Annotated in this window: 27 protein-coding genes; 14 read left to right on the top strand and 13 right to left on the bottom strand. The window is 70.2% G+C overall.

Translation table 11 applies throughout. The annotated features are described in order from the left end of the window. Nucleotides 1-4 precede the first annotated feature (4 nt). Complete coding sequence (gene zwf / locus QM779_RS06820; RefSeq protein WP_428533552.1) at nucleotides 5-1,522, bottom strand: glucose-6-phosphate dehydrogenase; 1,518 nt, start codon at nucleotides 1,520-1,522, stop codon at nucleotides 5-7. Nucleotides 1,523-1,628: 106 nt separating this feature from the next. Here zwf and QM779_RS06815 point away from each other — a divergent pair, with 106 nt between their 5' ends. After that, nucleotides 1,629-2,561 carry a heme o synthase gene (locus QM779_RS06815; protein ID WP_428533550.1) on the top strand — a complete coding sequence of 311 codons (933 nt, stop codon included), beginning with the start codon at nucleotides 1,629-1,631 and terminating at the stop codon, nucleotides 2,559-2,561. Between the two features lie 701 nt (nucleotides 2,562-3,262). On the opposite strand, the gene QM779_RS06810 is transcribed toward QM779_RS06815, so the two are convergent. The 4 genes from QM779_RS06810 to QM779_RS06795 all read right to left on the bottom strand — a co-directional run bounded on the left by QM779_RS06810 (nucleotide 3,263) and on the right by QM779_RS06795 (nucleotide 8,267). After that, a complete protein-coding gene (locus QM779_RS06810) occupies nucleotides 3,263-4,177 on the bottom strand; it encodes a COX15/CtaA family protein (protein ID WP_428533548.1) in 915 nt (304 codons plus the stop codon). After that, nucleotides 4,165-4,926 carry an ABC transporter permease gene (locus QM779_RS06805; protein ID WP_428533546.1) on the bottom strand — a complete coding sequence of 254 codons (762 nt, stop codon included), beginning with the start codon at nucleotides 4,924-4,926 and terminating at the stop codon, nucleotides 4,165-4,167. The genes QM779_RS06810 and QM779_RS06805 overlap by 13 nt, the downstream gene beginning before the upstream one ends. Continuing rightward, on the bottom strand, nucleotides 4,923-5,630 hold the full coding sequence (locus tag QM779_RS06800; RefSeq protein WP_428533544.1) for an ABC transporter ATP-binding protein: 708 nt from the start codon (nucleotides 5,628-5,630) through the stop codon (nucleotides 4,923-4,925). Before QM779_RS06800 ends, QM779_RS06805 begins: the two co-directional genes overlap by 4 nt. An 87-nt stretch (nucleotides 5,631-5,717) precedes the next feature. Next, complete coding sequence (locus tag QM779_RS06795) at nucleotides 5,718-8,267, bottom strand: sodium-translocating pyrophosphatase (protein WP_428538339.1); 2,550 nt, start codon at nucleotides 8,265-8,267, stop codon at nucleotides 5,718-5,720. Between the two features lie 251 nt (nucleotides 8,268-8,518). On the opposite strand from QM779_RS06795, the gene QM779_RS06790 reads away from it, so the two are divergent. From QM779_RS06790 to QM779_RS06745, 10 genes are all read left to right on the top strand, one after another. Then, nucleotides 8,519-9,238 (top strand): helix-turn-helix transcriptional regulator, encoded by a 720-nt coding sequence (locus QM779_RS06790; RefSeq protein WP_428533542.1) that lies wholly within the window; start codon nucleotides 8,519-8,521, stop codon nucleotides 9,236-9,238. A gap of 4 nt (nucleotides 9,239-9,242) precedes the next feature. Beyond that, nucleotides 9,243-10,685 carry a Fe-S cluster assembly protein SufB gene (sufB, locus tag QM779_RS06785; RefSeq protein ID WP_428533540.1) on the top strand — a complete coding sequence of 481 codons (1,443 nt, stop codon included), beginning with the start codon at nucleotides 9,243-9,245 and terminating at the stop codon, nucleotides 10,683-10,685. A 29-nt stretch (nucleotides 10,686-10,714) separates the two neighbouring features. After that, nucleotides 10,715-11,896: a Fe-S cluster assembly protein SufD gene (gene sufD, locus QM779_RS06780; RefSeq protein WP_428533538.1), complete on the top strand. Its 1,182-nt coding sequence runs from the start codon at nucleotides 10,715-10,717 to the stop codon at nucleotides 11,894-11,896. Beyond that, nucleotides 11,893-12,228 carry a non-heme iron oxygenase ferredoxin subunit gene (locus QM779_RS06775; RefSeq protein ID WP_428533536.1) on the top strand — a complete coding sequence of 112 codons (336 nt, stop codon included), beginning with the start codon at nucleotides 11,893-11,895 and terminating at the stop codon, nucleotides 12,226-12,228. The genes sufD and QM779_RS06775 overlap by 4 nt, the downstream gene beginning before the upstream one ends. Next, the gene (gene sufC, locus QM779_RS06770; protein WP_428533534.1) at nucleotides 12,229-12,996 is read left to right on the top strand and encodes a Fe-S cluster assembly ATPase SufC; all 768 of its coding nucleotides are present in this window, start codon (nucleotides 12,229-12,231) and stop codon (nucleotides 12,994-12,996) included. After that, nucleotides 12,989-14,248: a cysteine desulfurase gene (locus QM779_RS06765; protein WP_428533532.1), complete on the top strand. Its 1,260-nt coding sequence runs from the start codon at nucleotides 12,989-12,991 to the stop codon at nucleotides 14,246-14,248. Before sufC ends, QM779_RS06765 begins: the two co-directional genes overlap by 8 nt. Further along, nucleotides 14,245-14,700: a Fe-S cluster assembly sulfur transfer protein SufU gene (sufU, locus tag QM779_RS06760; RefSeq protein ID WP_428533530.1), complete on the top strand. Its 456-nt coding sequence runs from the start codon at nucleotides 14,245-14,247 to the stop codon at nucleotides 14,698-14,700. Before QM779_RS06765 ends, sufU begins: the two co-directional genes overlap by 4 nt. Further along, nucleotides 14,697-15,071 (top strand): metal-sulfur cluster assembly factor, encoded by a 375-nt coding sequence (locus tag QM779_RS06755; protein ID WP_428533528.1) that lies wholly within the window; start codon nucleotides 14,697-14,699, stop codon nucleotides 15,069-15,071. The genes sufU and QM779_RS06755 overlap by 4 nt, the downstream gene beginning before the upstream one ends. 96 nt (nucleotides 15,072-15,167) lie before the next feature. After that, on the top strand, nucleotides 15,168-16,142 hold the full coding sequence (locus QM779_RS06750) for an SPFH domain-containing protein (RefSeq protein WP_428533526.1): 975 nt from the start codon (nucleotides 15,168-15,170) through the stop codon (nucleotides 16,140-16,142). A 4-nt stretch (nucleotides 16,143-16,146) separates the two neighbouring features. Further along, complete coding sequence (locus QM779_RS06745; RefSeq protein ID WP_428533524.1) at nucleotides 16,147-16,383, top strand: hypothetical protein; 237 nt, start codon at nucleotides 16,147-16,149, stop codon at nucleotides 16,381-16,383. A gap of 29 nt (nucleotides 16,384-16,412) precedes the next feature. On the opposite strand, the gene QM779_RS06740 is transcribed toward QM779_RS06745, so the two are convergent. Next, nucleotides 16,413-16,790 (bottom strand): hypothetical protein, encoded by a 378-nt coding sequence (locus QM779_RS06740; RefSeq protein WP_428533522.1) that lies wholly within the window; start codon nucleotides 16,788-16,790, stop codon nucleotides 16,413-16,415. Between the two features lie 7 nt (nucleotides 16,791-16,797). Here QM779_RS06740 and QM779_RS06735 point away from each other — a divergent pair, with 7 nt between their 5' ends. Continuing rightward, a complete protein-coding gene (locus tag QM779_RS06735; protein ID WP_428533520.1) occupies nucleotides 16,798-16,947 on the top strand; it encodes a hypothetical protein in 150 nt (49 codons plus the stop codon). Between the two features lie 64 nt (nucleotides 16,948-17,011). On the opposite strand, the gene QM779_RS06730 is transcribed toward QM779_RS06735, so the two are convergent. Then, complete coding sequence (locus QM779_RS06730; RefSeq protein WP_428533518.1) at nucleotides 17,012-17,182, bottom strand: hypothetical protein; 171 nt, start codon at nucleotides 17,180-17,182, stop codon at nucleotides 17,012-17,014. Between the two features lie 184 nt (nucleotides 17,183-17,366). On the opposite strand from QM779_RS06730, the gene QM779_RS06725 reads away from it, so the two are divergent. Further along, nucleotides 17,367-18,161: a transglutaminase-like domain-containing protein gene (locus QM779_RS06725; protein WP_428533516.1), complete on the top strand. Its 795-nt coding sequence runs from the start codon at nucleotides 17,367-17,369 to the stop codon at nucleotides 18,159-18,161. A gap of 306 nt (nucleotides 18,162-18,467) precedes the next feature. On the opposite strand, the gene QM779_RS06720 is transcribed toward QM779_RS06725, so the two are convergent. After that, the gene (locus tag QM779_RS06720) at nucleotides 18,468-19,361 is read right to left on the bottom strand and encodes an aminoglycoside phosphotransferase family protein (protein ID WP_428533514.1); all 894 of its coding nucleotides are present in this window, start codon (nucleotides 19,359-19,361) and stop codon (nucleotides 18,468-18,470) included. Between the two features lie 26 nt (nucleotides 19,362-19,387). Here QM779_RS06720 and QM779_RS06715 point away from each other — a divergent pair, with 26 nt between their 5' ends. Then, entirely contained in the window at nucleotides 19,388-20,986 is a 1,599-nt protein-coding gene (locus QM779_RS06715) for an ABC-F family ATP-binding cassette domain-containing protein (protein WP_428533512.1), read from the top strand. Between the two features lie 400 nt (nucleotides 20,987-21,386). On the opposite strand, the gene QM779_RS06710 is transcribed toward QM779_RS06715, so the two are convergent. Genes QM779_RS06710 through QM779_RS06690 form a run of 5 tightly spaced genes read right to left on the bottom strand, consistent with a single transcriptional unit; the run spans nucleotide 21,387 to nucleotide 25,300 of the window. Further along, nucleotides 21,387-22,589, bottom strand: a complete 1,203-nt coding sequence (locus QM779_RS06710; protein WP_428533510.1) for a M20 metallopeptidase family protein — start codon at nucleotides 22,587-22,589, stop codon at nucleotides 21,387-21,389. Between the two features lie 26 nt (nucleotides 22,590-22,615). Further along, complete coding sequence (locus tag QM779_RS06705; protein ID WP_428533508.1) at nucleotides 22,616-23,419, bottom strand: putative RNA methyltransferase; 804 nt, start codon at nucleotides 23,417-23,419, stop codon at nucleotides 22,616-22,618. Then, complete coding sequence (locus QM779_RS06700; RefSeq protein ID WP_428533506.1) at nucleotides 23,416-24,183, bottom strand: META domain-containing protein; 768 nt, start codon at nucleotides 24,181-24,183, stop codon at nucleotides 23,416-23,418. The genes QM779_RS06705 and QM779_RS06700 overlap by 4 nt, the downstream gene beginning before the upstream one ends. After that, nucleotides 24,183-24,986 carry an SURF1 family cytochrome oxidase biogenesis protein gene (locus QM779_RS06695; RefSeq protein WP_428533504.1) on the bottom strand — a complete coding sequence of 268 codons (804 nt, stop codon included), beginning with the start codon at nucleotides 24,984-24,986 and terminating at the stop codon, nucleotides 24,183-24,185. The genes QM779_RS06700 and QM779_RS06695 overlap by 1 nt, the downstream gene beginning before the upstream one ends. Further along, nucleotides 24,983-25,300 (bottom strand): DUF3099 domain-containing protein, encoded by a 318-nt coding sequence (locus tag QM779_RS06690; RefSeq protein ID WP_428533501.1) that lies wholly within the window; start codon nucleotides 25,298-25,300, stop codon nucleotides 24,983-24,985. The genes QM779_RS06695 and QM779_RS06690 overlap by 4 nt, the downstream gene beginning before the upstream one ends. Between the last annotated feature and the right edge of the window lie 3 nt (nucleotides 25,301-25,303).

The raw sequence follows: 25,303 nt of genomic DNA, 5'->3' as shown, positions 1-25,303 counted from the left end.
CCTCCTACGGCCTGCGCCAGCTGAAGCCGTCGCGGGCCAGCATCTCGACGGCCGACGACGGCCCCCAGCCGCCGGAGGGGTAGGGCTCCGGCGGCGTCTCCAGAGAGGCCCAGCGGTCGAGGACGGGGTCGAGGATCTCCCAGGACAGCTCGACCTCGGGGGACTGCGGGAAGAGCGGCTCAGAGCCGAGCAGTACGTCCAGCAGCAGCCGCTCGTACGCCTCGGGGCTCGACTCTGCGAAGGACGTGCCGTAGCCGAAGTCCATGTTGACGTCGCGCAGCTCCATCGGGGTGGCCGGCACCTTGGCGCCGAACCGCAGGGTGATGCCCTCGTCCGGCTGGATCCGCAGGACGAGGGCGTTGGTGCCGAGCGAGCGGACGTCCGTCCCGTTGAACGGCAGGTGGGGGGCCGGACGCAGGTTCAGCGCGACCTCCGTGACGCGGCGGGCGAGGCGCTTGCCGGTGCGCAGGTAGAACGGGACGCCCGCCCAGCGGCGGTTGTCGATGTCCACGCGGATGGCGGCGTAGGTGTCGGTGCGAGAGTCGGTGGGGATGCCCTCCTCCTCGAGGTAGCCGGGCACCTCGACGCCGCCGGCCCAGCCGGCGGCGTACTGGCCGCGCGCCGAATGGAGGTCGAGGGACGCGGGCACGCGCGCGGCAGAGAGCACCTTGCGCTTCTCCATGCTGAGCTGGTCGGCCCCGAACGAGGTCGGCTCCTCCATGGCGGTCAGCGCGAGCAGCTGGAGGAGGTGGTTCTGGATCACGTCCCTGGCAGCGCCGATGCCGTCGTAGTAGCCCGCGCGTCCACCGATCCCGATGTCCTCGGCCATCGTGATCTGGACGTGGTCGATGTAGTTGCGGTTCCAGATCGGTTCGAACATCGTGTTCGCGAACCGGAACGCCAGCAGGTTCTGGACGGTCTCCTTGCCCAGGTAGTGGTCGATCCGGAAGATGCTGGACGGGTCGAACGCCCGGGACAGCTTGCGCTCCAGCTGCCGGGCGCTGGCGAGGTCGTGACCGAACGGCTTCTCGATCACGACGCGGCGCCAGGACCCCTTGGGCCGGTCGGCCAGGCCGTGGCGCCGAAGTTGGGCGACCGCGGTGTCGAAGGCGGCGGGCGGCACCGAGAGGTAGAAGGCGTGGTTGCCGCCGGTGCCCTGGCGCTCGTCGAGGTCGGTGAGGGTCTGCTTGAGCCGCTCGAAGGCCTCGTTGTCGCCGAGTTCGCCAGGGACGAACCGGATGCCCTCCTGGAGCTGCTTCCACACGTCCTCGCGGAACTCGGTGCGGGCGTGGTCGCGGACGGCCTGGGCGACGACCTCGGCGAAGTGGTCGGCGGCCCAGTCGCGCCGGGCGAAGCCGACCAGGCCGAAGCCCGGGGGCAGGAGGCCGCGGTTGGCGAGGTCGTAGACGGCAGGGAGCAGCTTCTTCGTCGCCAGGTCCCCGGTCACGCCGAAGAGCACGAGCGCGGACGGACCGGCCATCCGGGGCAGTCGGGGATCACGCTGGTCACGGAGCGGGTTCACGTCTGAGACTGTACAAGCCCGGACACGCGGCGAGCAGGGGCGTCGCCGGGTGGCGGGACGGGGCAGTAAGCTGCACCAAACCTGCGAGAACCGGATCAGGAGCGCGATGAAACCAGTCGAGGAGGGCGTGCCCCTGGCCGCCCTGGAGTCCGGCGACTGGCGAGCGGTGGTGCAGGCGTACGTGGCGCTGGCCAAGCCGCGGATCATCGAACTCCTCCTCGTCACCACCATTCCGGCCATGTTCCTCGCCGCGGGCGGCTTCCCCGACTGGCAGCTGGTGCTGTGGACGCTGCTCGGCGGCACTGCGGCCGCGGGCAGCGCGAACGTGTTCAACTCGGTGCTGGACGCCGACATCGACGCGAAGATGCGCCGTACGCGTCGCCGTCCGATGGCCAGGGACCTGGTCAGCACCCCGCGGGCGCTGGCCTTCGGCGCGGTGCTCGGCATTGCTGCCACCCTCATGCTGGGTCTCGGCGCGAACTGGCTGTCCGCGGCGCTGGCGCTGGTGGCGAACCTCTACTACGTGTTCGTGTACACGATGGCGCTGAAGCGACGCACGTCCCAGAACATCGTCTGGGGTGGCATAGCCGGCTGCTTCCCTCCTCTGATCGGGTGGACGGCCGTCACCGGCTCGGTCTCGTGGACGCCGCTGGTGCTGTTCGCGATCGTGTTCGCCTGGACCCCGCCGCACACCTGGGCGCTGGCGCTGCGGTACCGCGAGGACTACCTGAACGCCCACGTCCCGATGCTTCCCGTCGTGGCCCCGCCCGTCCGGGTGGCGTGGCGGATCCTCGCCTACAGCGCGTTGACCGTGGCGGTGAGCCTGCTGCTGTGGCCGGTCGCGGGCACGGGCTGGCTCTACCCGCTGGTGGCCGTCGTTGCGGGTGGGGCGATGCTGGCCGAGGCGGTAGCCCTGCTGCTGCGCGCCCGCCGGGGCCTGGTGGACGCCGCGCTGAAGCCGATGCGCCTGTTCCACCTGTCCAACAGCTACCTGGCGATCGTGTTCATCGCCGCCGCCGTCGACCCGCTGATCTTCTGATCTCGCCGTCATGTCATCCCGGCGAAAGCCGGGATCTCAAGCGCGCCAAGGTGGACGTTTCTGCGGCGAACTCGCGACGATTCGTCCACCTTGTCGTGGACGGGAACGCGGTGAGGTCGTGTCGCTTGGCCGCGCTTGCATCGGGCGGCAGCATTCGAGGCGTCACGGTGGACGCTTCTGCGGCGAACTCGCGACGATCCGTCCACCTTGTCGTGGACCCGATGGCGTCCACCACAACGTGGACCGAAATGCGGCGTAGTCGCGACGATCCGTCCACCCTGTCGTGGACCGCGTCTTCGGAGGCGCCAAGGTGGACGATTCTGCGGCGAACTCGCGACATTCCGTCCACCTTGTCGTGGACCCGATGGCGTCCACCACAACGTGGACCGAAATGCGGCGTAGTCACGACGATCCGTCCACCTTGTCGTGGACCGCGTCTTCGGAGGCGCCAAGGTGGACGCTTCTGCGGCGAACTCGCGACGATCCGTCCACCTTGTCGTGGACGGGAACGCGGTGAGGTCGTGTCGCCTGGCCGCCGTTGCATCGGGCGGCAGCACTCGAGGCCTCAAGGTGGACGCTTCTGCGGCGAACTCGCGACGATCCGTCCACCTTGTCGGGGACCCGATGGCGTCCACCACAACGTGGACCGAAATGCGGCGTAGTCACGACATTCCGTCCACGTTGTGGTGGACGACGCGGCGTCAGTGGGTCGTGGCGGCACCCGTCTCGACGGCCTCCGCCGAGGCGGCCGGGGTGCGGGTCAGCCACCACAGGTGGGTCAGGGCGGCGGTGAACAGCGTCGTGCCGACCATGTGCAGGGCGACCAGGGCCGCGGGCAGGGCGAGGAAGTACTGCGCGTAGCCGACGGCGCCCTGGGCGAGTTCGACGACCAGCAGCAGCTGGACGGCCCGCCGCGCGCCCGGGACGCGGCGGAGCAGTGCGAGCAGCACGATCGTGAGCGCGACGACCACCCAGACGCTGAGCGAGTGCACGCGGGCCACCGTGGTCAGGTCGAGGCCGTTGCGGGCGGCGCCACCGTCCCCGGAGTTCGGTCCGGCCCCGGTCACCACCATGCCAGCCAGCATCGCGACCAGCCCGACCACGAACGTGGCCACGACCACCAGCCGGGCCCGTGCGGGCACTGGTGCCGGCACCACGCGCCACGCCTGGTGGACGAGGACGGTGCTGATCACGATCAAGGCGATCGACGGCACCAGGTGCAGCCCGACTACCCACGGGTTGAGGCCCGTCAGCACCGAGATCCCGCCGATCACCGCCTGCGCCGGAATGCCCAGTGCCGCGGCCAGCGCGAGCCCGCGCAGGTCGCGCCGCGGGCTGCCGACCGCGTCCCTCGCCCGCCAGGCCGCGACGAAGGTCCCGATCGCGATCGCCACTAGGACGAAGGTGAGCGTCCGGTTGCCGAATTCGATGAAAGCGTGCGCCCCGGACTCGGCGTGCGGCACGTACGAGCCGGGCGTGCACTGGGGCCACGTCGAGCAGCCCAGCCCCGACCCGGTCACCCGCACCAGGCCGCCGGTGACGACGATGCCCATGTTGCCGATCAGGGACGCGAGCGCCCACCGCCGCATCGCCGCGGGTGAACTCACGAGGTCCATCGGAACACCTTCCTTGCCAGCGCGATCGCCGCGACGGCCCAGAGCAGGACGACGAGCAGGGGGAGCGGGGTGAAGCCACCGGTGGCCCACGCCCGCAAGGTCTCGCCCAGCGCGGTCGTGGGCAGCACCGTCACCAGCGGCTGCGCCCAGCCGGGGAAGCTGTCGGCAGGGACGAGCAGGCCCGTGGCCGCCCCCACGAGGTAGACGAGGTTCGCCAGCCCGAGGGTGAGTTCCGCGGACGCACGCCCCGCCAACGTGAGTGCGAGCCCGGCGAACGCCACCAGGCTGAGCGGGACGACGGCCAGCGTGACCAGCGTCTGGGCGAGCGTCGGCGCGGGCCTCCAGCCCGCCACGAGCCCCGCCACGACGAGGATCGCGGCCTGGCCGATCGCGAGCAGTCCGATCATCGTCGCCTTGCCGAGCAGCAGGTCCGCGCGGCGCAGGGGAGTGGCGACCAGCCGCTCCAGGACGCCGTAGCGGCGCTCGAACGCCGTGGTGATCGCGGGGGACGTGAACCCGCTCGACCACAGCCCCAGGGCGATCACGGACGCGATGAACGGCTCCCTGGCGATGCCGAACCTTGCGCCGGCGACGGCGTGGAGGACGATCAGGCCCAGCGGGATCACCAGCGCCAGCAGCAGCTGCTCGCCGTTGCGGACGATCAGCCTGGTCTCCATCAGCGCGTGCCGCACGATCCGGCGCACGCGGGGCGCGGGCGCGGCGGCGGGGCGCAGGTCGAGCGCGCTCACCACGCACCGCCCGGCGTCGTCAGGTCGAGGAAGAGCTGCTCGAGGTTCTTCTCCGCGGTCAGCTCGGCCACCGTCCCCGCCGCGACCCGGTGGCCGGCGTTCAGCAGGACGACCCGGTCTGCGAGCTGCTCGGCCTCGTCCATCGCGTGCGTGGTCAGCAGGACGGCGACGCCGGCGGCGCGCAGGTCGCGGACGAGCGTCCACACCTGGCGGCGGGCGTGCGGGTCGAGGCCTGCGGTCGGCTCGTCGAGGAAGGCGAGCTCGGGGCGTCCGATGATCGCCCCGGCGAGGTTCACCAGCTGTTGCTGGCCCCCGGACAGCCGCCGGTACGGGGTCTGGGCGAAGCTCGTGATGCCCAGTGCGGCGATCAGGTCGGCCGGCGGCACCGGGTTGGCGTACAGCGAGGCGAGGTAGGTGAGCAGCTCGGCGGGTTTCACCCCCGACCAGGCGCCGGTCGCCTGCGGCATCAGGCCGATCCGGGCGTTGGCGGACGCGCTGCCCGCCGGCTCGCCCAGTACCGTGATCCGGCCCGCGTCCGGGCTGAGCAGGCCCGTGCAGCAGCGGATCATGGTCGTCTTGCCCGCCCCGTTCGGGCCGAGCACGGCGGTCACCTCGCCGGCTGCCGCGGTCAGCGAGAGCCCGTCCAGCACCGCCCGTCCGCCCAGCTCCAGACGCACGTCTTCGACGGTCAGGGCTGCGGGCACCCGCTCAGTCTAGGGGCTGCGTCGGCCGGAAAAGGCCGCTGCCCGGCCCCCTCGCGGGAACCGGGCAGCGGCGGTCGTGCGGGTCGGTCAGGCCTTCGCGGGGACCTCCACCGGGGCGTCCGCCACGGGCGCGGTTGCGCCGGTGCCGGGCTCGGCGGGAGCCTCCTTGAGGTAGGCGAAGTCCGCCTTGGTGAGCATCGGCTGGTCGATCCGCATGCCGTAGAACGACCGCCACACCATGTAAACGCTGGCCAGGAAGAACACCACGGCCAGGATCGCGTTCACCGTCGGGTTGTTGATGATCAGCGAGAGCTCGATCGCCAGCATGCCGAACAGGGTGGTGAACTTGATCACCGGGTTCAGGGCCACCGAGGAGGTGTCCTTGAACGGGTCGCCCACGGTGTCGCCCACGATGGACGCGTCGTGCAGCTCGGTGCCCTTGGCCTGCAGGTCGACCTCCACGATCTTCTTCGCGTTGTCCCAGGCGCCGCCGGCGTTGGCCATGAAGATGGCCTGGTAGAGCCCGAACATGGCGATCGAGATCAGGTAGCCGATGAAGAAGTACGGCTCAACGAACGCGAACGCCAGGGTGGCGAAGAAGATGCCGAGGAAGATGTTGAACATCCCCTTCTGGGCGTACTGGGTGCAGATCTCGACCACCCGCCGGGAGTCCTTGACCGAGGCCTTCTCGGAGGTCTCCAGGTTGATGTTGCCCTTGATGAACTCCACCGCCCGGAACGCCCCGGTCGTGACCGCCTGCATCGAGGCGCCGGTGAACCAGTAGATGATCGCGCCACCGGTGAGCAGGCCGAGCAGGAACGGCACGTGCAGCAGCGAGAGGTTGGACACGTTCTCGGTGAGCCCGTTGGTGAGGCCCATGATGATCGAGAACACCATCGTGGTCGCGCCCACGGCCGCCGTGCCGATCAGCACCGGCTTGGCGGTGGCCTTGAACGTGTTGCCCGCGCCGTCGTTCATCTCCAGCAGGTACTTGGCCCGCTCGAAGTTGGCGGTGATGCCGTAGTCGCGCTTGAGTTCGTCCTCGATGCCGGGGATTGACTCGATCTGGGACAGCTCGTACACCGACTGGGCGTTGTCGGTGACCGGCCCGTAGGAGTCGACGGCGATCGTGACCGGGCCCATGCCCAGGAAGCCGAACGCGACCAGGCCGAGGGCGAACACGCCCGGGGCCAGCATGATGCCGCCGGCCGAGGTGTTGGCCGGGTCGATGCCGGGGATCAGGGTGGACACGAAGAACGCGCCGCCCATCAGCGCCACGATGGCGATGCCCAGCCAGTAGGCCGAGAAGTTGCCCGCGACGAGGCCGGAGAGGATGTCGAGGGACGCACCGCCCTCCTTGGCCGACTTCACGACCTCCTCGGTGTGCTTGGCCTTCACGCCGGTGAACACCTTGACCAGCTCGGGGATGACCGCGCCGGCCAGCGTGCCGAAGCTGATGATCAGGGCGAGCTGCCACCACAGGTTCGGGTAGCCCTCGAGGTTCGACATCAGCATCGCCGAGATCACGAAGGTGAGGATGATCGAGACGATCGAGGTCAGCCACACCAGCGAGGTGAGCGGGGTCTCGAACTCCATCTCGTCCGCGTCGCCGTACTTCGCCTTCGCCCACAGGTTGTTGGCGAAGTAGGACAGGGCGGACGCGACGAGCATGATCGCGCGGATGAAGAAGATCCAGATCAGGAAGTGCGCCTGCAGGTCGGCCTGGACGCCGAGCAGGATGAACGTGATCAGCGCGACGCCGGTGACGCCGTAGGTCTCGAAGCCGTCGGCGGACGGGCCGACCGAGTCGCCCGCGTTGTCACCGGTGCAGTCGGCGATGGTGCCGGGGTTGCGGGGGTCGTCCTCGCCGATCTTGAACACGATCTTCATCAGGTCGGAGCCGATGTCGGCGATCTTGGTGAAGATGCCGCCGGCGATGCGCAGCGCGGACGCGCCGAGCGACTCGCCGATCGCGAAGCCGAGGAAGCACGCGGTCGCGATGTCGGCCGGCATGAACAGCAGGATCAGCAGCATCATGATCAGCTCGGTGCTGATCAGGACCATGCCGACGCTCATGCCCGAGCGCATCGGGATGTTGTGCACCTTGTAGGGCTTGCCCTCCAGCGCGGCGAACGAGGTCCGCGAGTTCGCGAACGTGTTCAGCCGGATGCCGTACCACGCGATGCCGTACGAGCCGCCCATGCCGATGATCGCGAACAGCAGCACGATCACCACGCGTCCCCAGCCGCCGGAGGTGTTCAGGAAGCCGAAGTAGATGAAGATCGTGGCGCCGATGAACGCGAACAGCAGCAGCAGGAACCGGCCCTGCTGGAGCAGGTAGGCCTTGCAGGTCTCGTAGATGAGCTCGGAGACGTCCCGCATGGACTGGTGGACCGGCAGGTTCTTCAGCTTCATGTAGCTGAGCAGGCCGAAGGCGAACCCGCCGATGCAGATGATCAGGCCGAGGAACAACAGCCACCACCCGCTGATCCCGCCGAACGTCACGGCGTGCAGGTCGGGCAGCGGCAGGTCGAACTCACTCGTGTGGGTGGTGTGGGTGGTTTCGCCCCCGCCGCCGGAGCAGGCGGTCAGGACGGGGGCGAGGAGCCCGAAAACCGCGATCAGGCCGGGCCGCACGCGCCGGTGCGGCCGTCCCTGGGCTGGTTGGGTATCGAGCACGGGTGTGGTCACGATGGATCCTTTTGGAGTGTCCGTTTGGTTGGGGATGACCTGTCACCTTTGACAAGACGAAGTCACCGTCTGCACTCTACGACGCAGTGTCGTAGATGCTGGAATCGCGTCGACTGGTGGAAGGGAGCGTCTCGCCATCCGGGTGCCCGCTGCCGCGCGGAGTTGAGCGGACGCGACAATAAGGTGAGAATGGCGTTGTGAAAAGCGATGCGGAACTGGACGTTGATGCCTTCGGGGCGGAAGCGGAGCAGCAGGCCGCCGACGCCTCCACCCGTAGCCGGGTGGCTCGTTCCATCCTCCAGCATGGTCCCTCCACTGCGAACGACCTTGCCGGCCGGCTGGGGCTGACCCCGGCCGCCGTGCGCCGGCACCTCACGGTACTCGCCAGCACCGGTCAGGTCACCAGTAGGCAGCAGCGAATCTACGGCCACCGCGGACGCGGTCGCCCGGCGAAGGTGTTCGCGCTGACCGACACCGGCCGCGCGGAGTTCTTCCAGGCCTACGACCGGCTCGCGATCCGGGCGCTGGAGTACCTGCGCCAGGCCGCCGGCCCGGACGCGGTCGACACGTTCGCCGCCCAGGTGGCCGACGCCGTCACCCAGCGATTCCGCAGCATCGCCGTGGAATACGAGACCCCCGCCGAGGCGTTGGTCGAAGCGTTGACCGCCGAGGGCTTCGTCGCGTCCCTGCAGCCTGTGGCCTCCGGCGTGCAGCTGTGTCAGTACCACTGCCCGGTCGCCCACGTGGCGGCCGAGTTCCCGCAACTGTGCGAGGCCGAGACCAAGGTGTTCGCCACACTGCTGGACTCCCACGTGCAGCGGCTGGCGACCATCGCCCACGGCGACGGGGTGTGCACCACCCACGTCCCGCGACCGGTGGTCCCGGCCATGCATCCGTCTCCGACACCGAAGGGTTGATCCGATGACCTCCACAGCTCCCACGGCACCCGGCCTGGGTTCCACCCAGGAAGAGCACCTGCAGGCCCTGGGCCACTACCAGTACGGCTGGCGGGACTCCGACGCCGCCGGCGCGGCGGCGAAGCGTGGCCTCACCGAGGACGTGGTCCGCAACATCTCCGCGCTCAAGAACGAGCCGGAGTGGATGCTGAACACCCGCCTGAAGGCCCTCAAGCTGTTCGAGCGCAAGCCGATGCCGGCCTGGGGTGCGGACCTGTCGGGGATCGACTTCGACACGATCAAGTACTTCGTGCGCTCGACGGAGAAGCAGGCCCAGAGCTGGGAGGACCTGCCCGACGACATCAAGCGCACCTACGACCGGCTCGGCATCCCCGAGGCCGAGAAGATGCGGCTCGTCGCCGGCGTCGCGGCGCAGTACGAGTCCGAGGTCGTCTACCACAAGATCAACGAGGAGCTCGAGCGCCAGGGCGTGATCTTCCTCGACACCGACACGGGTCTGAAGGAACACCCGGACATCTTCGAGGAGTACTTCGCCTCGGTGATCCCGGTCGGGGACAACAAGTTCGGGTCGCTGAACACCGCCGTGTGGTCGGGCGGCTCGTTCATCTACGTGCCGAAGGGCGTCCACGTCTCGATCCCGCTGCAGGCCTACTTCCGGATCAACACCGAGAACATGGGCCAGTTCGAGCGGACGCTGATCATCGCCGACGAGGGCTCCTACGTCCACTACGTCGAGGGCTGCACCGCGCCGATCTACAGCTCCGACTCGCTCCACTCCGCCGTGGTCGAGATCATCGTGAAGAAGAACGCCCGCGTGCGCTACACCACGATCCAGAACTGGTCGACGAACGTGTACAACCTCGTCACCAAGCGCGCCACCTGCGAGGAGGGCGCGACGATGGAGTGGATCGACGGCAACATCGGCTCCAAGGTGACCATGAAGTACCCGGCCGTGTACCTGCTCGGTGAGCACTCCCGCGGCGAGACGCTCTCGATCGCCTTCGCGGGCGAGGGCCAGCACCAGGACGCGGGCTCGAAGATGGTGCACGCGGCGCCGAACACGTCCAGCTCGATCATCTCCAAGTCGGTCGCGCGGTCGGGTGGACGCTCGTCCTATCGCGGCCTGGTCCAGGTGCAGGAGGGCGCGCACCACTCCGCCAACTCGGTGAAGTGCGACGCGCTGCTGGTCGACACGATCTCCCGTTCCGACACCTACCCGTACGTCGACGTCCGCGAGGAGGACGTGTCGATGGCGCATGAGGCGACGGTGTCCAAGGTGAGCGAGGACCAGCTGTTCTACCTGATGAGCCGCGGGATGGGCGAGGACGAGGCGATGGCGATGATCGTGCGCGGTTTCGTCGAGCCGATCGCCAGGGAGCTGCCCATGGAGTACGCCCTCGAGCTCAACCGGCTGATCGAACTGCAGATGGAAGGAGCCGTGGGCTGAGCCCGCGGCAGGACGGGGAAAGACAAGACGTGAGCGCTGTTCCGAACGTTGCCGAGGCCGCGGAGGCCATCGAGTCGCACCTGCACCCGGTGGCGTCCTTCGACCTCGCCGACCATCCCGTGCCGAACGGCCGCGAGGAGGTGTGGCGGTTCACCCCGCTGCGCCGGCTCCGCGGCCTGCTGGACGGGGCACCCAGCGGTGCCCACCTGACGTGGGAGACCGTGCTGCCCGATGGCGTGACCGTGCGCGAGATCAGCACCGCCGACGCGGTCGCGCTCGGCGTGCCGGCGCCGGTGGACCGGCCCTCGGCCCTCGCCGTCGCGCAGGGCGGAGGTGCGGTCCTCGTCGAGGTGCCGGCCGGTGCCGTGCTCGCCGACCCGGTGGTCATCGACCTCATCGGCAACAGCGTGGACGACCAGGTGTACGGCCAGGTCGTGTTCTCGATCGGTGCCCACGCGAGCGCGACCGTCGTGCTGCGCCACCGTGGCTCCGCGAAGTACGCCTCCAGCGTCTCCGTCCTCGTCGGCGAGGGTGCCAACCTCGCGTTCGTCGGCCTGCAGGACTGGGCGGACGACGCCGTCCACGTCGGCCACGTTGGGCTGAAGATCGGCCGTGACGCGCACGTCCGCACGGTCACGGCCAGCCTCGGCGGCGACCTCGTCCGCCTGGTCGAGACCGCAGAGTACGACGGACCCGGCGGCGAGCTCGAGCAGTTCGGCCTCTACTTCGTGGACGCCGGCCAGCACATCGAGCACCGGTTGTTCGTCGACCACAACGCCCCGCACACCCGCAGCCGCGTCGACTACCGCGGCGCGCTGCAGGGCAAGGGTGCGCACTCGGTGTGGGTGGGCGACGTCCTGATCCGCAAGGTCGCCGAGGGCATCAACACCTACGAGACCAACAAGAACCTCGTCCTGACCGACGGCTGCCGCGCCGACTCGGTGCCGAACCTCGAGATCGAGACCGGGGAGATCGAGGGCGCGGGACACTCCTCGACGACCGGACGGTTCGACGACGAGCAGCTGTTCTACCTGCGCAGCCGAGGGATCCCCGAGGACGAGGCGCGCCGGCTGGTCGTGCACGGCTTCTTCGTGGACATCATCCGGCGGATCGGCGTCCCCGACGTCGAGTCGCGCCTGCTCGCGACGGTGGAGAAGGAACTGGCCATCCTGGTCGGTTCGACGGCCGACCACACCGGGGCGGCCGAGTGAGCTTCGTCCGTGCCTGTGCGGTCGGTGAGGTGCCGGTCGGGTTCGCGATCGGCGTCGACCTCGGTGGAGACGCCGACATCGCCGTCGTGAACACCGACGAGGGCTTCTTCGCCATCCGCGACGAGTGCTCGCACGCCGCCGTCCCGCTCAGCGAGGGCGAGGTCGACGGCTGCACGCTCGAGTGCTACATGCACGGTTCCCGCTTCGACCTGCGCACCGGGCGTCCGCTCGAGCTGCCGGCCGTGGCCCCCGTGCCCGTCTACCCGGTGCGGGTGGACGGCGGCAACGTTTTCATAGACCCAGACAATCCGATCGACATCCAGGAGCAGTAAGTGTCAGAACTCCGTATCAGCGGCCTCCACGTCGAGGTCCAGACCGAGAGCGGCCCCAAGGAGATCCTGAAGGGGGTCGACCTGGTCGTCCGCAGCGGCGAGGTCCACGCGATCATGGGCCCCAACGGGTCGGGCAAGTCCACCCTGGCCTACTCGATCGCGGGTCACCCCAAGTACACGATCACGTCCGGCTCGGTGACCCTCGACGGCGTCGAGCTGACCGGGCTCACCGTCGACGAGCGAGCCCGGGCGGGCCTGTTCCTCGCGATGCAGTACCCGATCGAGGTGCCGGGTGTCTCCGTGGCGAACTTCCTGCGCACCGCGAAGACCGCACTGAGCGGCGAGGCGCCCAAGGTGCGCACCTGGGTGAAGGACGTCAACGCCGCCCTCGAGCGGGTCGGCCTGGACGGGACCTTCGCGAGCCGATCCCTCAACGAGGGCTTCTCCGGCGGCGAGAAGAAGCGCAACGAGATCGCCCAGCTCGAACTGCTGAACCCGAAGTTCGCGATCCTCGACGAGACCGACTCCGGCCTCGACATCGACGCGCTCCGGATCGTGTCCGAGGGCGTCAACCGGTACACCGCCAACGGCGACCGCGGCCTGCTGCTGATCACGCACTACACGCGGATCCTGAACTACATCAAGCCCGACTTCGTGCACGTCTTCGTCGACGGCCACGTCGTCGAGGAGGGCGGCGTGGAACTGGCCGACCGCCTCGAGATCGAGGGCTACGACCGGTTCGTCCGCGCGGCCAAGGCCGATGCCTGATCCCTTGGACCTCGACCGGGTCCGGCGTGACTTCCCCATCCTGGACCGCAGGGTGGGGGAGTGGCCGCTGACCTACCTCGACTCGGCGAACACCTCGCAGAAGCCGAAGCGGGTCGTCGAGGCGGTGGCGCGCCACTACCTCGAGCACAACGCGAACGTCGCCAGGGCCATGCACACGCTCGGCGGCGAGGCGACCGCAGCCTTCGAGGGTGCCCGCGCGAAGGTGGCCGACTTCATCGGTGCCGCAGGGCCCGAGGAGGTCGTGTTCACCAAGAACGCGTCCGAGGCGCTGAACCTCGTCGCACACAGCCTGGGCGGCCGCCTCGGCGTCGGCGACGAGATCGTGGTGTCCGTGATGGAGCACCACTCCAACATCGTGCCGTGGCAGCTGCTCGCCGAACGCACCGGGGCGACCCTGCGCTGGTTCGACATCACCGCGGACGGCCGGCTCGACCTGGAGAAGGCCGTGGCCGAGCACCTGATCAACGAGCGCACCGGCATCGTGTCGGTCGCGTGGGTCTCCAACGTGCTGGGCACGGTCAACCCGATCCGCGAGATCGCGGCGATGGCACACCGGGTGGGCGCCCACGTGGTGGTGGACGGCTCGCAGGGCGTCCCACAGCTGCCCACCGACGTCGCCACGCTCGGCGCGGACCTGCTCGCCTTCACCGGCCACAAGATGCTCGGTCCGACCGGCATCGGCGTCCTGTGGGGGCGCTACGACCTGCTGGAGACGCTGCCGCCGTTCCTCGGCGGCGGCGAGATGATCGAGATCGTCCGGATGAGCGGGTCGACCTTCGCGAAGCCGCCAGCGCGGTTCGAGGCCGGCACGCCCCCGATCGCGCAGGCGGTGGGGCTGGGCGCGGCGATCGACTACCTCAACGCCCTCGGCATGGACGCGGTCGCGGCCCACGAGCAGGAGCTGACCGCCTACGCGCTCGCCCGGCTGCAGGAGGTCGAGGGGGTCGCGATCCTGGGGCCCACCGAGGCCGTCGACCGCGGCGGGGCGATCGCGTTCACCCTGACCACGCCGGACGGGCTCGAGGTGCACCCGCACGATGTGATGCAGCTGCTCGACTCCCGCGGGATCGCCGTCCGCGGCGGCCACCACTGCGCACGTCCGCTGCACGAGCGGCTCGGACTGACCGCGTCCAGCCGGGCTTCGGGGTACCTGTACACCACGCAGTCCGAGTTCGACCGGCTCGCCGAGGGGCTCGACTACGTGCGGGACTTCTTCGGGGGTGTGCGATGAGCGTGGAGGCGATGTACCAGGAGATCATCCTGGACCACTACAAGGCGAAGCACCACAGCGGGCTGCGGGAGCCGTACCAGGCGCAGGTCACCCACGTGAACCCGACCTGCGGCGACGAGGTGATGATGCGGGTGGAGCTCGACGGTGACCGGGTCATCGACGTCTCGTACGAGGGCGTCGGCTGCTCGATCTCGCAGGCGTCCACCTCGGTGATGACCGACCTGGTGATCGGGAAGACCGTGCCGGAGGCGCTCGCGCTGCACGAGGAATTCACCGAGATGATGCACTCGCAGGGGAAGGCGGAGCCCGACGAGGACCGGCTCGAGGACGCGGTCGCGTTCATCGGGGTCTCCCAGTTCCCGGCTCGCGTGAAGTGTGCGCTGCTGGGCTGGTCGGCGTTCAAGGATGCGGCGGCGCAGGCGCTGGCCGTCGAAGGAGAGGTGGAGGAATGAGCCAGAACCCCCGTCCGTCCGACCTGGTGCAGGACACCTTCCCCGACCCCGCGGCGCACGCCCGGCCGTCGGAGGAGGACGTGCTGGAGGCGATGAAGGACGTCGTCGACCCCGAGCTGATGGTGAACGTGGTCGACCTCGGCCTGATCTACGGCGTGACGATCGACGACGAGGCCAACGCGACCATCGACATGACGCTCACCTCGCCCACGTGCCCGCTCACCGACCGGCTCGAGTACGACACGCAGCTGGCGCTGGAGGGCCTGGTGAACTCGGTCACGATCAATTGGGTGTGGCTGCCGCCGTGGACGCTGGAGCTGATCAGCGAGGACGGCCGCGAGCAGCTGCGTTCGATCGGCTACAACCTGTAGGACGCGACCCGGCGGCCGCTCCCGACGCGATTGCCCCTCGGCTGCGTAATGTGATATCACTTAGATATCAGATTACGAGTGAGGGGAGTGGTCCCGATGTCCGAGAAGGATCTGCCGCGCGACACGCAGGAGGCCGCGGGAGGCGATCCGGCCGGTGTGCCCGTCGGCCATGACGGTGCGAGGGTCGAGGTGTCGGAGCGCGCGGCGTGGTCGGTGCCGGGAGGCGCGGCGCTGGTCGGCCTGTTGGTGGTCTTCGCCCTGGCCGTCTGGCTGGTCGTCCTGGCGGCGCAGGCGGAGGACGCCGGACTCAGCGGAGCCGGCTTCGGCGTCACCGGCGTCGTCCTGCTGCTCGCGGGCAGCGTGCTGGCGACGGGCATCTCGGTGGTCAGCCCCGGTGACACCCGCGTCCTGCAGTTCTTCGGACGCTACGTCGGCACGCTGCGGCGGACCGGCCTGCAGCTGAACCTGCCGCTGGTGAAGGGCACGCGGGTGTCGGTGAAGGTCCGCAACTTCGAGACCAACGAACTCAAGGTGAACGACGCCGACGGCAACCCGGTGAACATCGCGGCGATCGTGGTGTGGCAGGTGGCCGACACCGCGAGGGCGCGATTCGCTGTCGAGGACTACCGCGAGTTCGTCCGCGTCCAGTCCGAGGCCGCGCTGCGCCATGTCGCGACGACGCACCCCTACGACAATGCGGCGGCAGGAGAGGAGTCGCTGCGGGGCTCCACCGACCTGGTCGCGGCAGAGCTCGCCACGGAGGTCGCCGCACGGATCGCCATCGCGGGCCTGGAGGTCGTCGAGGCCCGCATCTCCAGCCTCGCCTACGCGCCGGAGATCGCCCACGCCATGCTGCAGCGGCAGCAGGCCGCGGCCGTGATCGCCGCGAGGGAGAAGATCGTGGAGGGCGCGGTCAGCATGGTGCAGGGTGCGCTGCGGCAGCTCGAGGCCGAGGACGTCGTGGCTCTGGACGAGGAGCGCAAGGCGGCGATGGTCTCCAACCTGCTGGTCGTGCTGTGCGGATCGACCCAGGCCACGCCCGTGGTGAACGCCGGGACGCTCTACAACTGAGCCGATGGTGGAACCAGAAGGTGCCGGGTCCGGGCCGGCGGGAGGACGGGAGCGCAAGTCCGTCCTGCTCCGGCTCGACCCGGCCGTGCACGAGGCCCTGGCCCGCTGGGCGGCCGACGACCTGCGGTCGCTCAACGCACACATCGAGTTGCTCCTGCGCCAGTCCCTGGCGAAGGCAGGACGCGCGCCCCGCGACGCCGGCCCGCTACCCCGCCGGGGACGGCCGACCAAGGGCGAGTGAGGGGTCGCGAGCGTACGTGGCGTACGGGTCTAGTCGAATGCCTTCAGGATGATGAGCAGCCTGCGCGGGGAGTCTGGATCGACGACGGCGTAGAGAACTCCATGGGTGCCGAGGGGTAACGCCTTCTCTCTGGACGCGCTCTGGTCGAAGTACTGGCTGAGCCGCCAGCCATCGTTATCGGCGGCGGTGAGTGCGTTCGCCTGGGCGGACACGGCCTCTTCGGGCCGGGTGAAGGTGATGACCCGCTGGATGGACGCGAAGTTGACTCCGGATGCGAGCTGCGGGATGGCCCCGCTCTCGGAGGAGTTGATCATGGTCGCGTTGGCGGGTGTCCAGCGCGACATGCTCTCCAGACGGAGAAGGTTGAGCTTGGCATCGAGCGGGCCAAAGCTGCAGGTGGCGAGCATCAGAGCGATGCAGACCACCATTCCGGCAGCGAGGAAGACTCTCCGGCGCCGCGTCATGGCGGCACGCTACCTGAGGATGGTCGACCGCGTGGGCGTAGCGGTCGCGTCCGCCGCCGGCGAGTTCGATCGTGGGCACCGTCAGGGGCAGCTGTTCTGAAGCACGGATCGAGGTGAGACACCCCGAAGATGGTCTCCCATCTCGTGTCGGCTGGTTCAGCGGGTCAGCGTTCGTCCCCGGCGAACTGCTCAGCCAGAAGTGAGTTCGTGGACCGGGCGATCCTGTTGCTCGCTTGCAGCTCGGTGACGACGAGGCCGAGTCGCCAGAAGATCAGGAAGGGCATCGGCAGCACCGCCAGCGCGTAGAGTCCGGCGAGGACCATGAGCAGTTCCATCGTTTTCCTATCTGTAGTTCGGAATCAGAGCCAGATCGCGTCTATCATTTCTCCGCTGATGCGCTGTCGGCGGCGTTCCACGACCATCGCCATTTCCGGCGTATGAAGGCCTTCACCGGCGTCCTCCTGTCTCGCCGTTCAGCCCCGGGTTTCGACGGGGCCCGGGCGGGGCAGCATGGCAGGCGTGGAACGACACCTGACCTGCCATCTGGAACTGTCCGCCACGGGTCCGGCGGAACTCGTCCTCTCGATCTCCACCGCGAAGGGCGTCCCCCTCTCCGCGGAGTCGCTCGTGGTGACGGCGGGCGGTGCCCCGGTGACGCCTGAGGAACTCCTCGAGGACCACGGCACCCGGCTGCACCGGTTGTTCGTGGACGCGGGACCCGTCCTGGTCGACTACGCGGCAACCGTGGCGGGGCTGGCCGAGCCCGCGCCTGTGACCGCCGTCGACCGGCTGCGCTACTTGCGGCAGAGCCGCTACTGCGAGGCCGACCGGCTCGCGCCGACCGCCGCGGCCGAGTTCGCCGGGCTCACGGGAACGGCCCTCCTGGCCGCTGTCGTCGAGTGGGTGAACGCGCGGCTGACCTACGTGAGCGGGTCGAGCACGGGCACCGACAGCGCGCTGGACACGCTGCTCGCCCGCCAGGGCGTGTGCCGCGACTTCGCGCACCTGTCCATCGCCCTGCTACGCGCACTCGGCGTCCCTGCCCGACTCGCCGCGGTGTACGCGCCCGGCCTCAGCCCGATGGAGTTCCACGCCGTCTGCGAGGCGCTCGTCGATGACACCTGGTGGGTCGTGGACGCCACCGGGCTCGCCCCCCGACAGAGCCTCGTCCGGGTTGCCACCGGACGAGACGCCGCCGACACCGCCTTCCTGACCAGCTACGGAGCCTCCGTCGAGCTCGTCGGCCTGGAGGTGACGGCCGTCGCCGAGCAGTTCGCCCTCGACGACCAGGCCACCCTGACCCAACTCCGCTGAGGCCCGCGCCCGTCCCCCTCTTCCGTCGAGGGCCCGTGCTGGTACTCGAGGGCCACCGCTCCCGTCGAGGGCCCTTGTCTGGACAACGGCTCTGGACGTGAAGGGTGGCGCTCGTTGGGTGTTGGTGGCGGCGGCCCTTCGTGACGCCGTCCCTCGTTCGTCGGGGCGGCTCCTCAGGGACCGTGCCCGCCTGGTTGTTGTCGTCCCGGTCGTGCCGGGATCTCCGCGCCGCCCGCAACTGTCATCCCGGGCTTGACCCGGGATCTCCGCGTCAACCGACGTACGAGGGTGCGCTGCGAGCCGGGTTCAGAGCCTGAACGGCGGGTCCGAGAGGGCCTCGGCGAGGCCGTGTCGGGCGACGGCGGCGAGTGCCGGCATGTCGTCGCTGGCGAGCGCGAAGACGCAGGCCAGGCCCAGCGCCCACGCCCAGGCGCGACCCCAGGCACCGCCGTCGTAGGCACCCGACCGCGTGCAGGACGCCTGGAACTCGCTTCGTGCAGGGGCGTCGAACGCCAACCACGCCACGGACAGGTCCCCGGCCGGATCGCCCGCACAGACGTCGCCGAAGTCGATCACGCCGGCCAGGGTGCCGTCACTGTGCAGCAGGAGGTTGAGCGAGTGCGGGTCGCCGTGCAGCCACACCGGGGGGCCCGACCAGGCCGGGGCGGCCGCGCACTCCTGCCAGCGCCTCCACGCATCCTCCCCGGCCACGGTGCGAATCCTGGGCCCCCAGTCCGCGGCCCTCGCCGTCAGCGGTACCCCACGGAACGGGTTGACCGGGGCGTCGGCCTCCGCCGGCCTGTGCAGGGCGACGAGGAAGGCGGCCAGCCCGTCCGCTGCGGGCGCGCGGTCGCGCACGGGAACCTCCGTGGCACTGTGGCCGGGGAGCCGCGGCACTACCGTCCACGGCCACGGGTAGCCGTGGCCGGGGCGTCCGGCGAACACAGGGACGGGGACGGGTACGGGCAGCCTCGGCGCCAGCCGGGGGAGCGCCAGGATCTCGTGACCGATCAGCTCGGCCGCGGCCGCACGGCGTGGCAGCCGGACCAGCAGGTCCGGGCCGAGCGCGAACAGCTCGTTGTCCCAGCCGTGGCTGAACGCCTCGACGTGCTCGTCGGCCAGGTGCGGGCACTGGTCGGCCAGCAGCCGGCGCACCAGCGCGGCGTCCGGGCTCACCTCGGCGGCGGGAATGCGGGGCACCCGCGACAGGGTAGCCTTGCCGGGCGATGTTGGTGGTACGTGAACTGGAGGTCCGGGCAGGAGCCCGGTTGTTGCTGTCCCCGGCCTCGTTCCAGGTCGCGGCCGGCGACAAGATCGGTCTGGTCGGACGCAACGGCGCCGGCAAGACGACCCTCACCCGGATCCTGGCCGGCGAGTCGCTGCCCGCGGCCGGCACGGTGACCCGCTCGGGCCAGATCGGCTACCTGCCGCAGGACCCGCGCACCGGCGACCTCGACCAGCTCGCCCGCGACCGCATCCTGTCCGCGCGCGGCCTCGACTCCATCCTGCGCCGGTTGAACACCTACTCCATGGCCATGGCCACCGAGGTCGGCGAGGCCCAGGACAAGGCGATGGCGTCCTACGCCCGCGCGGAGGCCGAACTCGCGGCTGCCGGCGGGTACGCCGCCGAGTCCGAGGCGGCCCGGATCGCCGCCAACCTCGGCCTCCCCGATCGCGTGATGGGGCAGGAGCTGCGGACGCTGTCCGGCGGCCAGCGCCGGCGGGTCGAACTCGCCCGGATCCTGTTCTCCGGTGCGGACAACCTGCTCCTGGACGAGCCGACGAACCACCTCGACGCGGACTCCATCGTCTGGCTTCGGGGCTTTCTGCAGTCCTACCCCGGCGGGCTGCTGGTGATCTCGCACGACGTCGGGCTGCTGGAGGCGACCGTCAACAAGGTGTTCCACCTGGACGCCAACCGCGCCGAGATGGACGTCTACGCCATGGACTGGAAGCGCTACCTGCTCCAGCGCGAGACCGACGAGAAGCGCCGCAAGCGCGAGCGCGCCAACGCCGAGCGCAAGGCGGACGCGCTGCTGGCCCAGGCCGACAAGATGCGGGCGAAGGCGACCAAGGCGGTCGCCGCCCAGAACATGGCGCGGCGGGCCGAGAAGCTGCTCAGCGGGCTGGAGGAACAGCGGGCGGCCGACAAGGTCGCGAAGATCCGGTTCCCGCAGCCCGCGCCGTGCGGGAAGGTGCCGCTGACCGCTGCCGAGCTGAGCAAGTCGTACGGCTCGCTGGAGGTGTTCACCGACGTCGACCTGGCCATCGACCGAGGGGCGAAGGTCGTGGTGCTGGGCCTGAACGGCGCAGGGAAGACCACGTTGCTGCGCATCCTCGCCGGGATCGAGGAGGCCGACACCGGCGAGGTCGTGCCCGGGCACGGGCTGCGGCTGGGCTACTACGCGCAGGAGCACGAGACGCTGGACGTGACGGCGAGCGTGCTGGAGAACATGATGACCGCCTCGCCGGAACTCAACGAGACCGAGGTGCGCAAGATCCTCGGCTCGTTCCTGTTCACCGGCGACGACGTCGAGAAGCCCGCGCGGGTGCTGTCCGGCGGCGAGAAGACCCGGCTTGCGCTGGCGATGCTGGTCGTCTCGGCCGCGAACGTGCTGCTGCTCGACGAGCCCACCAACAACCTGGACCCGGCCTCTCGCGCGGAGGTGCTGAACGCCGTCCGCACCTACGCCGGCGCGGTGATCCTCGTCACCCACGACGAGGGGGCGGTCGAGGCGCTGCAGCCCGACCGCGTCCTGCTGCTCCCCGACGGCATCGAGGACCTCTGGAACCCCGACTACACCGATCTGGTGTCGCTGGCCTGAGCGGGCTCCGTCCGTCCGCGGTCGAGAGCCCCGGGGACTCGTGCTGCGGGTTGAGGGCCATCGTTCAGCATCGAGGGCCACGCTCCGAGTCGAGGGCCTGTGTCTGGACAGGGGCTGTCGACAGGAGCGGTGGCTGTCGAGCGGGAAGGGTGGCGCTCACCGTCTGGCGCACAACGGGGGACGGTTCTCCTTTCGCGCCACAGGGGCCCGGGGGCGACGACCACGTTCCGCGGACCGGCCCGGCGAGGACGGGTGCCAGCGGCGGCACGATGGGAACCGTCCCCATCGATCCGGGGCGGCAAGGTCCGTCCCCACGGACCCGGCACGAAGGAACCGTCCCCGCGTAACCGGCACGAAGGAACCGTCCCCGCGTAACCGGCACGCGGGGACGCCCGTCCGCTCAGCGGGCGAGCTGGGCCCCGCCCACATAGCCGGCGGCCAGCGCGAGCGCAAGGTGGCGGATCGACTCGTCCGCGGGCAGGAACGTCGGGTGGTGCAGGCCGACCCGGTGCCGGGCCCCGGTGGACGGGCCGCCGGTGCCGACGAACATCATCAGGATCGGGGCGATCCGCGAGTAGTGCGAGAAGTCGTCCGCGCCGCACGAGCGGAACGGCTCGTGGGCGACCGGCAGCCCGAGGTGGACCAGCAGCGGATCCACGAACTGGACGAGCCGTCGGTCGTTGTTGAGCACGGGGTCGCCGACGATGATGTTCACGTCGGCGTGCGCGCCGCGACCCGCGGCCGTGTGCTCGGCCAGCCGCCGGATCGCGGCGTGCAGGTGCGTGCGGTCCTCCTCGAACATCGTCCGGATCACGCCGTGCAGCGACGCGGTCTCGGGGATGATGTTGTGCGCGGTGCCGGCCTCGACACGTCCCACCGTGATCACGGCGGGGTGGATCGGGTCGACCGTGCGCCCGACCAGTTCCTGCAGGCCGAGCACGATCGCCGCCATCACCGGGACGGGGTCGATCGCGACGTGGGGGTAGGCGCCGTGCCCCGGCTGGCCGTGGATGACGATGTCGAACTGGTCGGCGGCGGCATTGACCGCTCCGACGCCCGTGCTGACCACCCCGCTGGGCACCCGGGGCTGGACGTGCCCGCCCACCACGGCGCGCACCTCGTGCTCGAGCAGCAGCCGCGACCCGACGACCTCTTCCGCCCCGGAGGGCTGTACCTCTTCGCGGGGCTGGAACAGCCCGACCAGTCCGACCGGGAGGTCGACGTGTCGCGCCGCCTGCAGCAGCGCCCACAGCGCGGAGAGGTGGACGTCGTGCCCGCACGCGTGCATCGCCCCGTTGGTGGATGCCCACTCGACGCCCGTGCGCTCGACCACCGGCAGCGCGTCCAGCTCGGCCCGGAGCGCGACCGCGGGCCCTGGCGGGCCGACGCGGACCAGGAAGCCCGTGTCGGCGACCCGGGTGTGCCGGAAGTTCGGCATGGCGTGGCGCAGCCGTTCGACGGTCGGACGCTCCGCCCCGCTCAGGTCGGGGTGCCGGTGCAGCTCCCTGCGGAGCGCCTGCGCGTGGGGCAACTGCTGGTCGAGCTGGGCGACCAGCTCCGCCAGCAGCGTCGTCGCCGGGTCGCTCGGCCAGGTGGTTGCCACAGGGGCCATCTTCGCGGCTGGAGTCGTCACCGGTCCAGCGGGCGGTAGGTCTGGACGGTCACGTCGATGGACACCTCCGCGGCCCCGACGTCGTCCGGAACCCTGTGGAAGGCGTTGGGCCCCATCGCGATCAGGTCACGGGCCAGGGCCGCCTCCACGGCGACCCGGTACCGGGCGACGTGCGTGTCGACCAGCTCGAAGAACTCCTCCGCGGCGGCGGCGACGAGCGCGTCCTTGCCCTCGGGGACCCGCAGCAGCCCGTGCCGGTCGCGCAGCCCGTCCAGGTGGGCGGATCCCGGGGTGGCCACGACCAGCCGGCCGTCCGGACGCAGCACCCGGGCGAACTCGCCGAGGTTCCGCGGCGCGAACACGCAGACCACCGTCCCGACGCACCGCGAGCGGACCGGCAAGGGACGCCACACGTCGGCGACGACGGCGCCGACCCGGGGATCGGCGCGGGCGGCGACCCGCGCTGCTGCCTTCGACACGTCCAGCGCGAGCCCGACGGCATCGGGGTCGTCGCCCAGCGCCGCCACGAGGTAGTGGGCGGTGCCCGCGCCGACGTCGAGGACGGGGGATCCGCCCCGTGCTGCGGCTGCGACCAGCTCTGCAACGGGTGTGAACAGGCCCGCGGCGTGCACCCGCGCCCGCGCCTGGAGCATCAGCGGAGTGTCGGCGTTGGCGGGTTCCGGCCCGCCGAGCAGGTTCACGTAGCCCTGCCGGGCGAGGTCGTAGCTGTGGCCGGCCGCGCACCCCAGCGTCCCGTCCCGCTCGGCGAGCCCGCCGCCGCAGCGGGGGCAGGCGAGCAGGTCGAGGACGCCGTCGATCACGACGCGGCGGTGAACACCAGGCCGGTGCCGTCGTCGGCGGAGATGGTGAGCTGGTCACCCTTGATCGCGTAGGACGTCGCGGCCTGGAGGGTGGCCAGCACGGTGTTCTCCTGCTTCGTCAGCGCCTCGGAGGTACAGGCCATCTTCGTCGACACCAACGGCCCTGCCTTGAAGCTGCCGCCCGACGCGGTGACCGAACCGCGGAAGGTGTTGCAGGCCTTGCCGCTGAGCTGGCCGTCGGAGATGGTGATGGTCACGCTGCCCTCGGTGGTCGTCGAGCTGATGGCTTCGTCCGCGATGATGCCGCTGAGCGTCCACCCGGTGCCCTCCAGCGGCTTGTCCTCCAGGGCGGCGAGCGTCAGCACGGCCGTCCCGGACGCGTTCACGAGCTCGACCCCCGACCCGGCCGAGCGGGCGCCGGCGATCTGGGTGAGCGCGAGGGTGAAGGCGTGTTCCTGCGTCATCACGTCGTCCGCGCAGGCCATCTGGGTGAGCACGCCCGGCGTGACGGTGACGGACGCGCCGTCCTGGGTGAACGATCCGGTGTACCGGTTGCAGCTGGCCGAGCCGGCCACATCGGAGGTCCCGAACTCCATCGTCGGCTCGTGGCCGGCCAGGGCTGCGCTGCCGTTCAGCTGCGTCACCGTCCACGACGTCCCCGCCAGCGCAGGGGCGGACGCGGACGCGGGCGCGGCCGGTGTCGGCGAACTGCAGGCCGCCAGGAGAGCGAGTAGGCCCAGCGGAACCAGCCACATCTTGCTCATCAGGTCTCCCCTTCGTCGTTGGCGGCCGTGGGTGCCCGCGGCTTCCTCGCCGCGCGCAGATCCGAGCGGATCAGCACCACCAGGCCGATGCCGGCGATGCCGGCGAACGTGAACCATTGAATCGCATAGGAGAAGTGGTTGCCCTCCGTCAGCTCCGGCGGCTGCACCGGAACCAGGTTCCCCTCCTGCGCGGGCGTCATCTCGATCGCGGAGACGAAGCCGTTCACGATCGGGTACGGCAGTGTCGCGGCGAGGGCGCCGGAGTTCACCAGCCGGATCGTGTTCGAGGGCTGCACCGGCGTCATCGCGTCCGTGCTGCCCTGCTCGTCGCGGCGGACGTAGCCCACGATGTCCACCGTCCCCGTCGGCGGCGCGGGCAGGACGGTGGGGTAGTCCTCGGTGTTGGCCTTCACCCCGAAGCCGCGGTCGACCAGCACCCACTGGCCGGTCGTCGTGTGCAGCGGGGTGACCACCTCGTAGCCGCTCGCCTCTCCCTGCGAGCGGTAGCGGACGAGGAACTGGTGGTCGGCGTCGAAGGTGCCCGACACGCGGACGCGCTGCCACTGGTCGGCCTCGACGATCGTCCGGGTGAAGACCGTGGAGAAGTCGACGACGGCGGAGTTCTCGTGGTCGACCACCGAGCTGTTCATGGCGCGCCGCTGGTCGAGCCGGGCGAGTTGCCAGAAGCCGAGGTTCACGAACGCGACGGCCAGGGCGACCACGAACACGGCGAGCGCCAGCCAGCGCAGCCACAGCCGTCCCCCGGTGGGGCTGGTGCCCATCGGTGTCGAGAGCAGCTTCATTCGTCGTCCTCCACGGTGCCACCGATCGTCTCACCCGGCGGCAGTTCGAGCCGACCGGGGTCCTCTGCGTCCGGCTCGGGCAGTCGGCGCTGGTCGATCGCGTTGGCCAGCATCACGGCGATCGCGGGCAGCACTGCGGCGGCGAGGAGGAGCAGCAGGTTCCACGGCAGCGGCGTGAGGGTCGCCGCGATGAAGCACGCGACCCGGACGGCCATCGTCCACAGGTAGCGGGTGCGCCGGGCGTCGGTGTCGAGGGTCTTGCCCACCCGGGCGCTGGTGATCAGCGCCGGTCGGTTCGCTCGGGCCGGACTCACGGC

This window comes from Propionicimonas sp. (assembly GCF_049840635.1).
In the GTDB taxonomy this organism is placed as follows: Bacteria; Actinomycetota; Actinomycetes; order Propionibacteriales; family Propionibacteriaceae; genus Propionicimonas.
This window is presented reverse-complemented; position numbering and strand designations above follow the sequence as displayed.

Excerpts from the sequence above, each read along its gene's own strand:
- QM779_RS06815 (WP_428533550.1), top strand. The coding sequence starts at position 1,629 with ATGAAACCAGTCGAGGAGGGCGTGCCCCTGGCCGCCCTGGAGTCCGGC.
- QM779_RS06810 (WP_428533548.1), bottom strand. The coding sequence starts at position 4,177 with ATGGACCTCGTGAGTTCACCCGCGGCGATGCGGCGGTGGGCGCTCGCG.
- sufB (WP_428533540.1), top strand. The coding sequence starts at position 9,243 with ATGACCTCCACAGCTCCCACGGCACCCGGCCTGGGTTCCACCCAGGAA.
- QM779_RS06765 (WP_428533532.1), top strand. The coding sequence starts at position 12,989 with ATGCCTGATCCCTTGGACCTCGACCGGGTCCGGCGTGACTTCCCCATC.
- sufU (WP_428533530.1), top strand. The coding sequence starts at position 14,245 with ATGAGCGTGGAGGCGATGTACCAGGAGATCATCCTGGACCACTACAAG.
- QM779_RS06755 (WP_428533528.1), top strand. The coding sequence starts at position 14,697 with ATGAGCCAGAACCCCCGTCCGTCCGACCTGGTGCAGGACACCTTCCCC.
- QM779_RS06750 (WP_428533526.1), top strand. The coding sequence starts at position 15,168 with ATGTCCGAGAAGGATCTGCCGCGCGACACGCAGGAGGCCGCGGGAGGC.
- QM779_RS06745 (WP_428533524.1), top strand. The coding sequence starts at position 16,147 with ATGGTGGAACCAGAAGGTGCCGGGTCCGGGCCGGCGGGAGGACGGGAG.
- QM779_RS06740 (WP_428533522.1), bottom strand. The coding sequence starts at position 16,790 with ATGCTCGCCACCTGCAGCTTTGGCCCGCTCGATGCCAAGCTCAACCTT.
- QM779_RS06735 (WP_428533520.1), top strand. The coding sequence starts at position 16,798 with ATGCAGACCACCATTCCGGCAGCGAGGAAGACTCTCCGGCGCCGCGTC.
- QM779_RS06730 (WP_428533518.1), bottom strand. The coding sequence starts at position 17,182 with ATGGAACTGCTCATGGTCCTCGCCGGACTCTACGCGCTGGCGGTGCTG.
- QM779_RS06715 (WP_428533512.1), top strand. The coding sequence starts at position 19,388 with ATGTTGGTGGTACGTGAACTGGAGGTCCGGGCAGGAGCCCGGTTGTTG.
- QM779_RS06700 (WP_428533506.1), bottom strand. The coding sequence starts at position 24,183 with ATGAGCAAGATGTGGCTGGTTCCGCTGGGCCTACTCGCTCTCCTGGCG.
- QM779_RS06695 (WP_428533504.1), bottom strand. The coding sequence starts at position 24,986 with ATGAAGCTGCTCTCGACACCGATGGGCACCAGCCCCACCGGGGGACGG.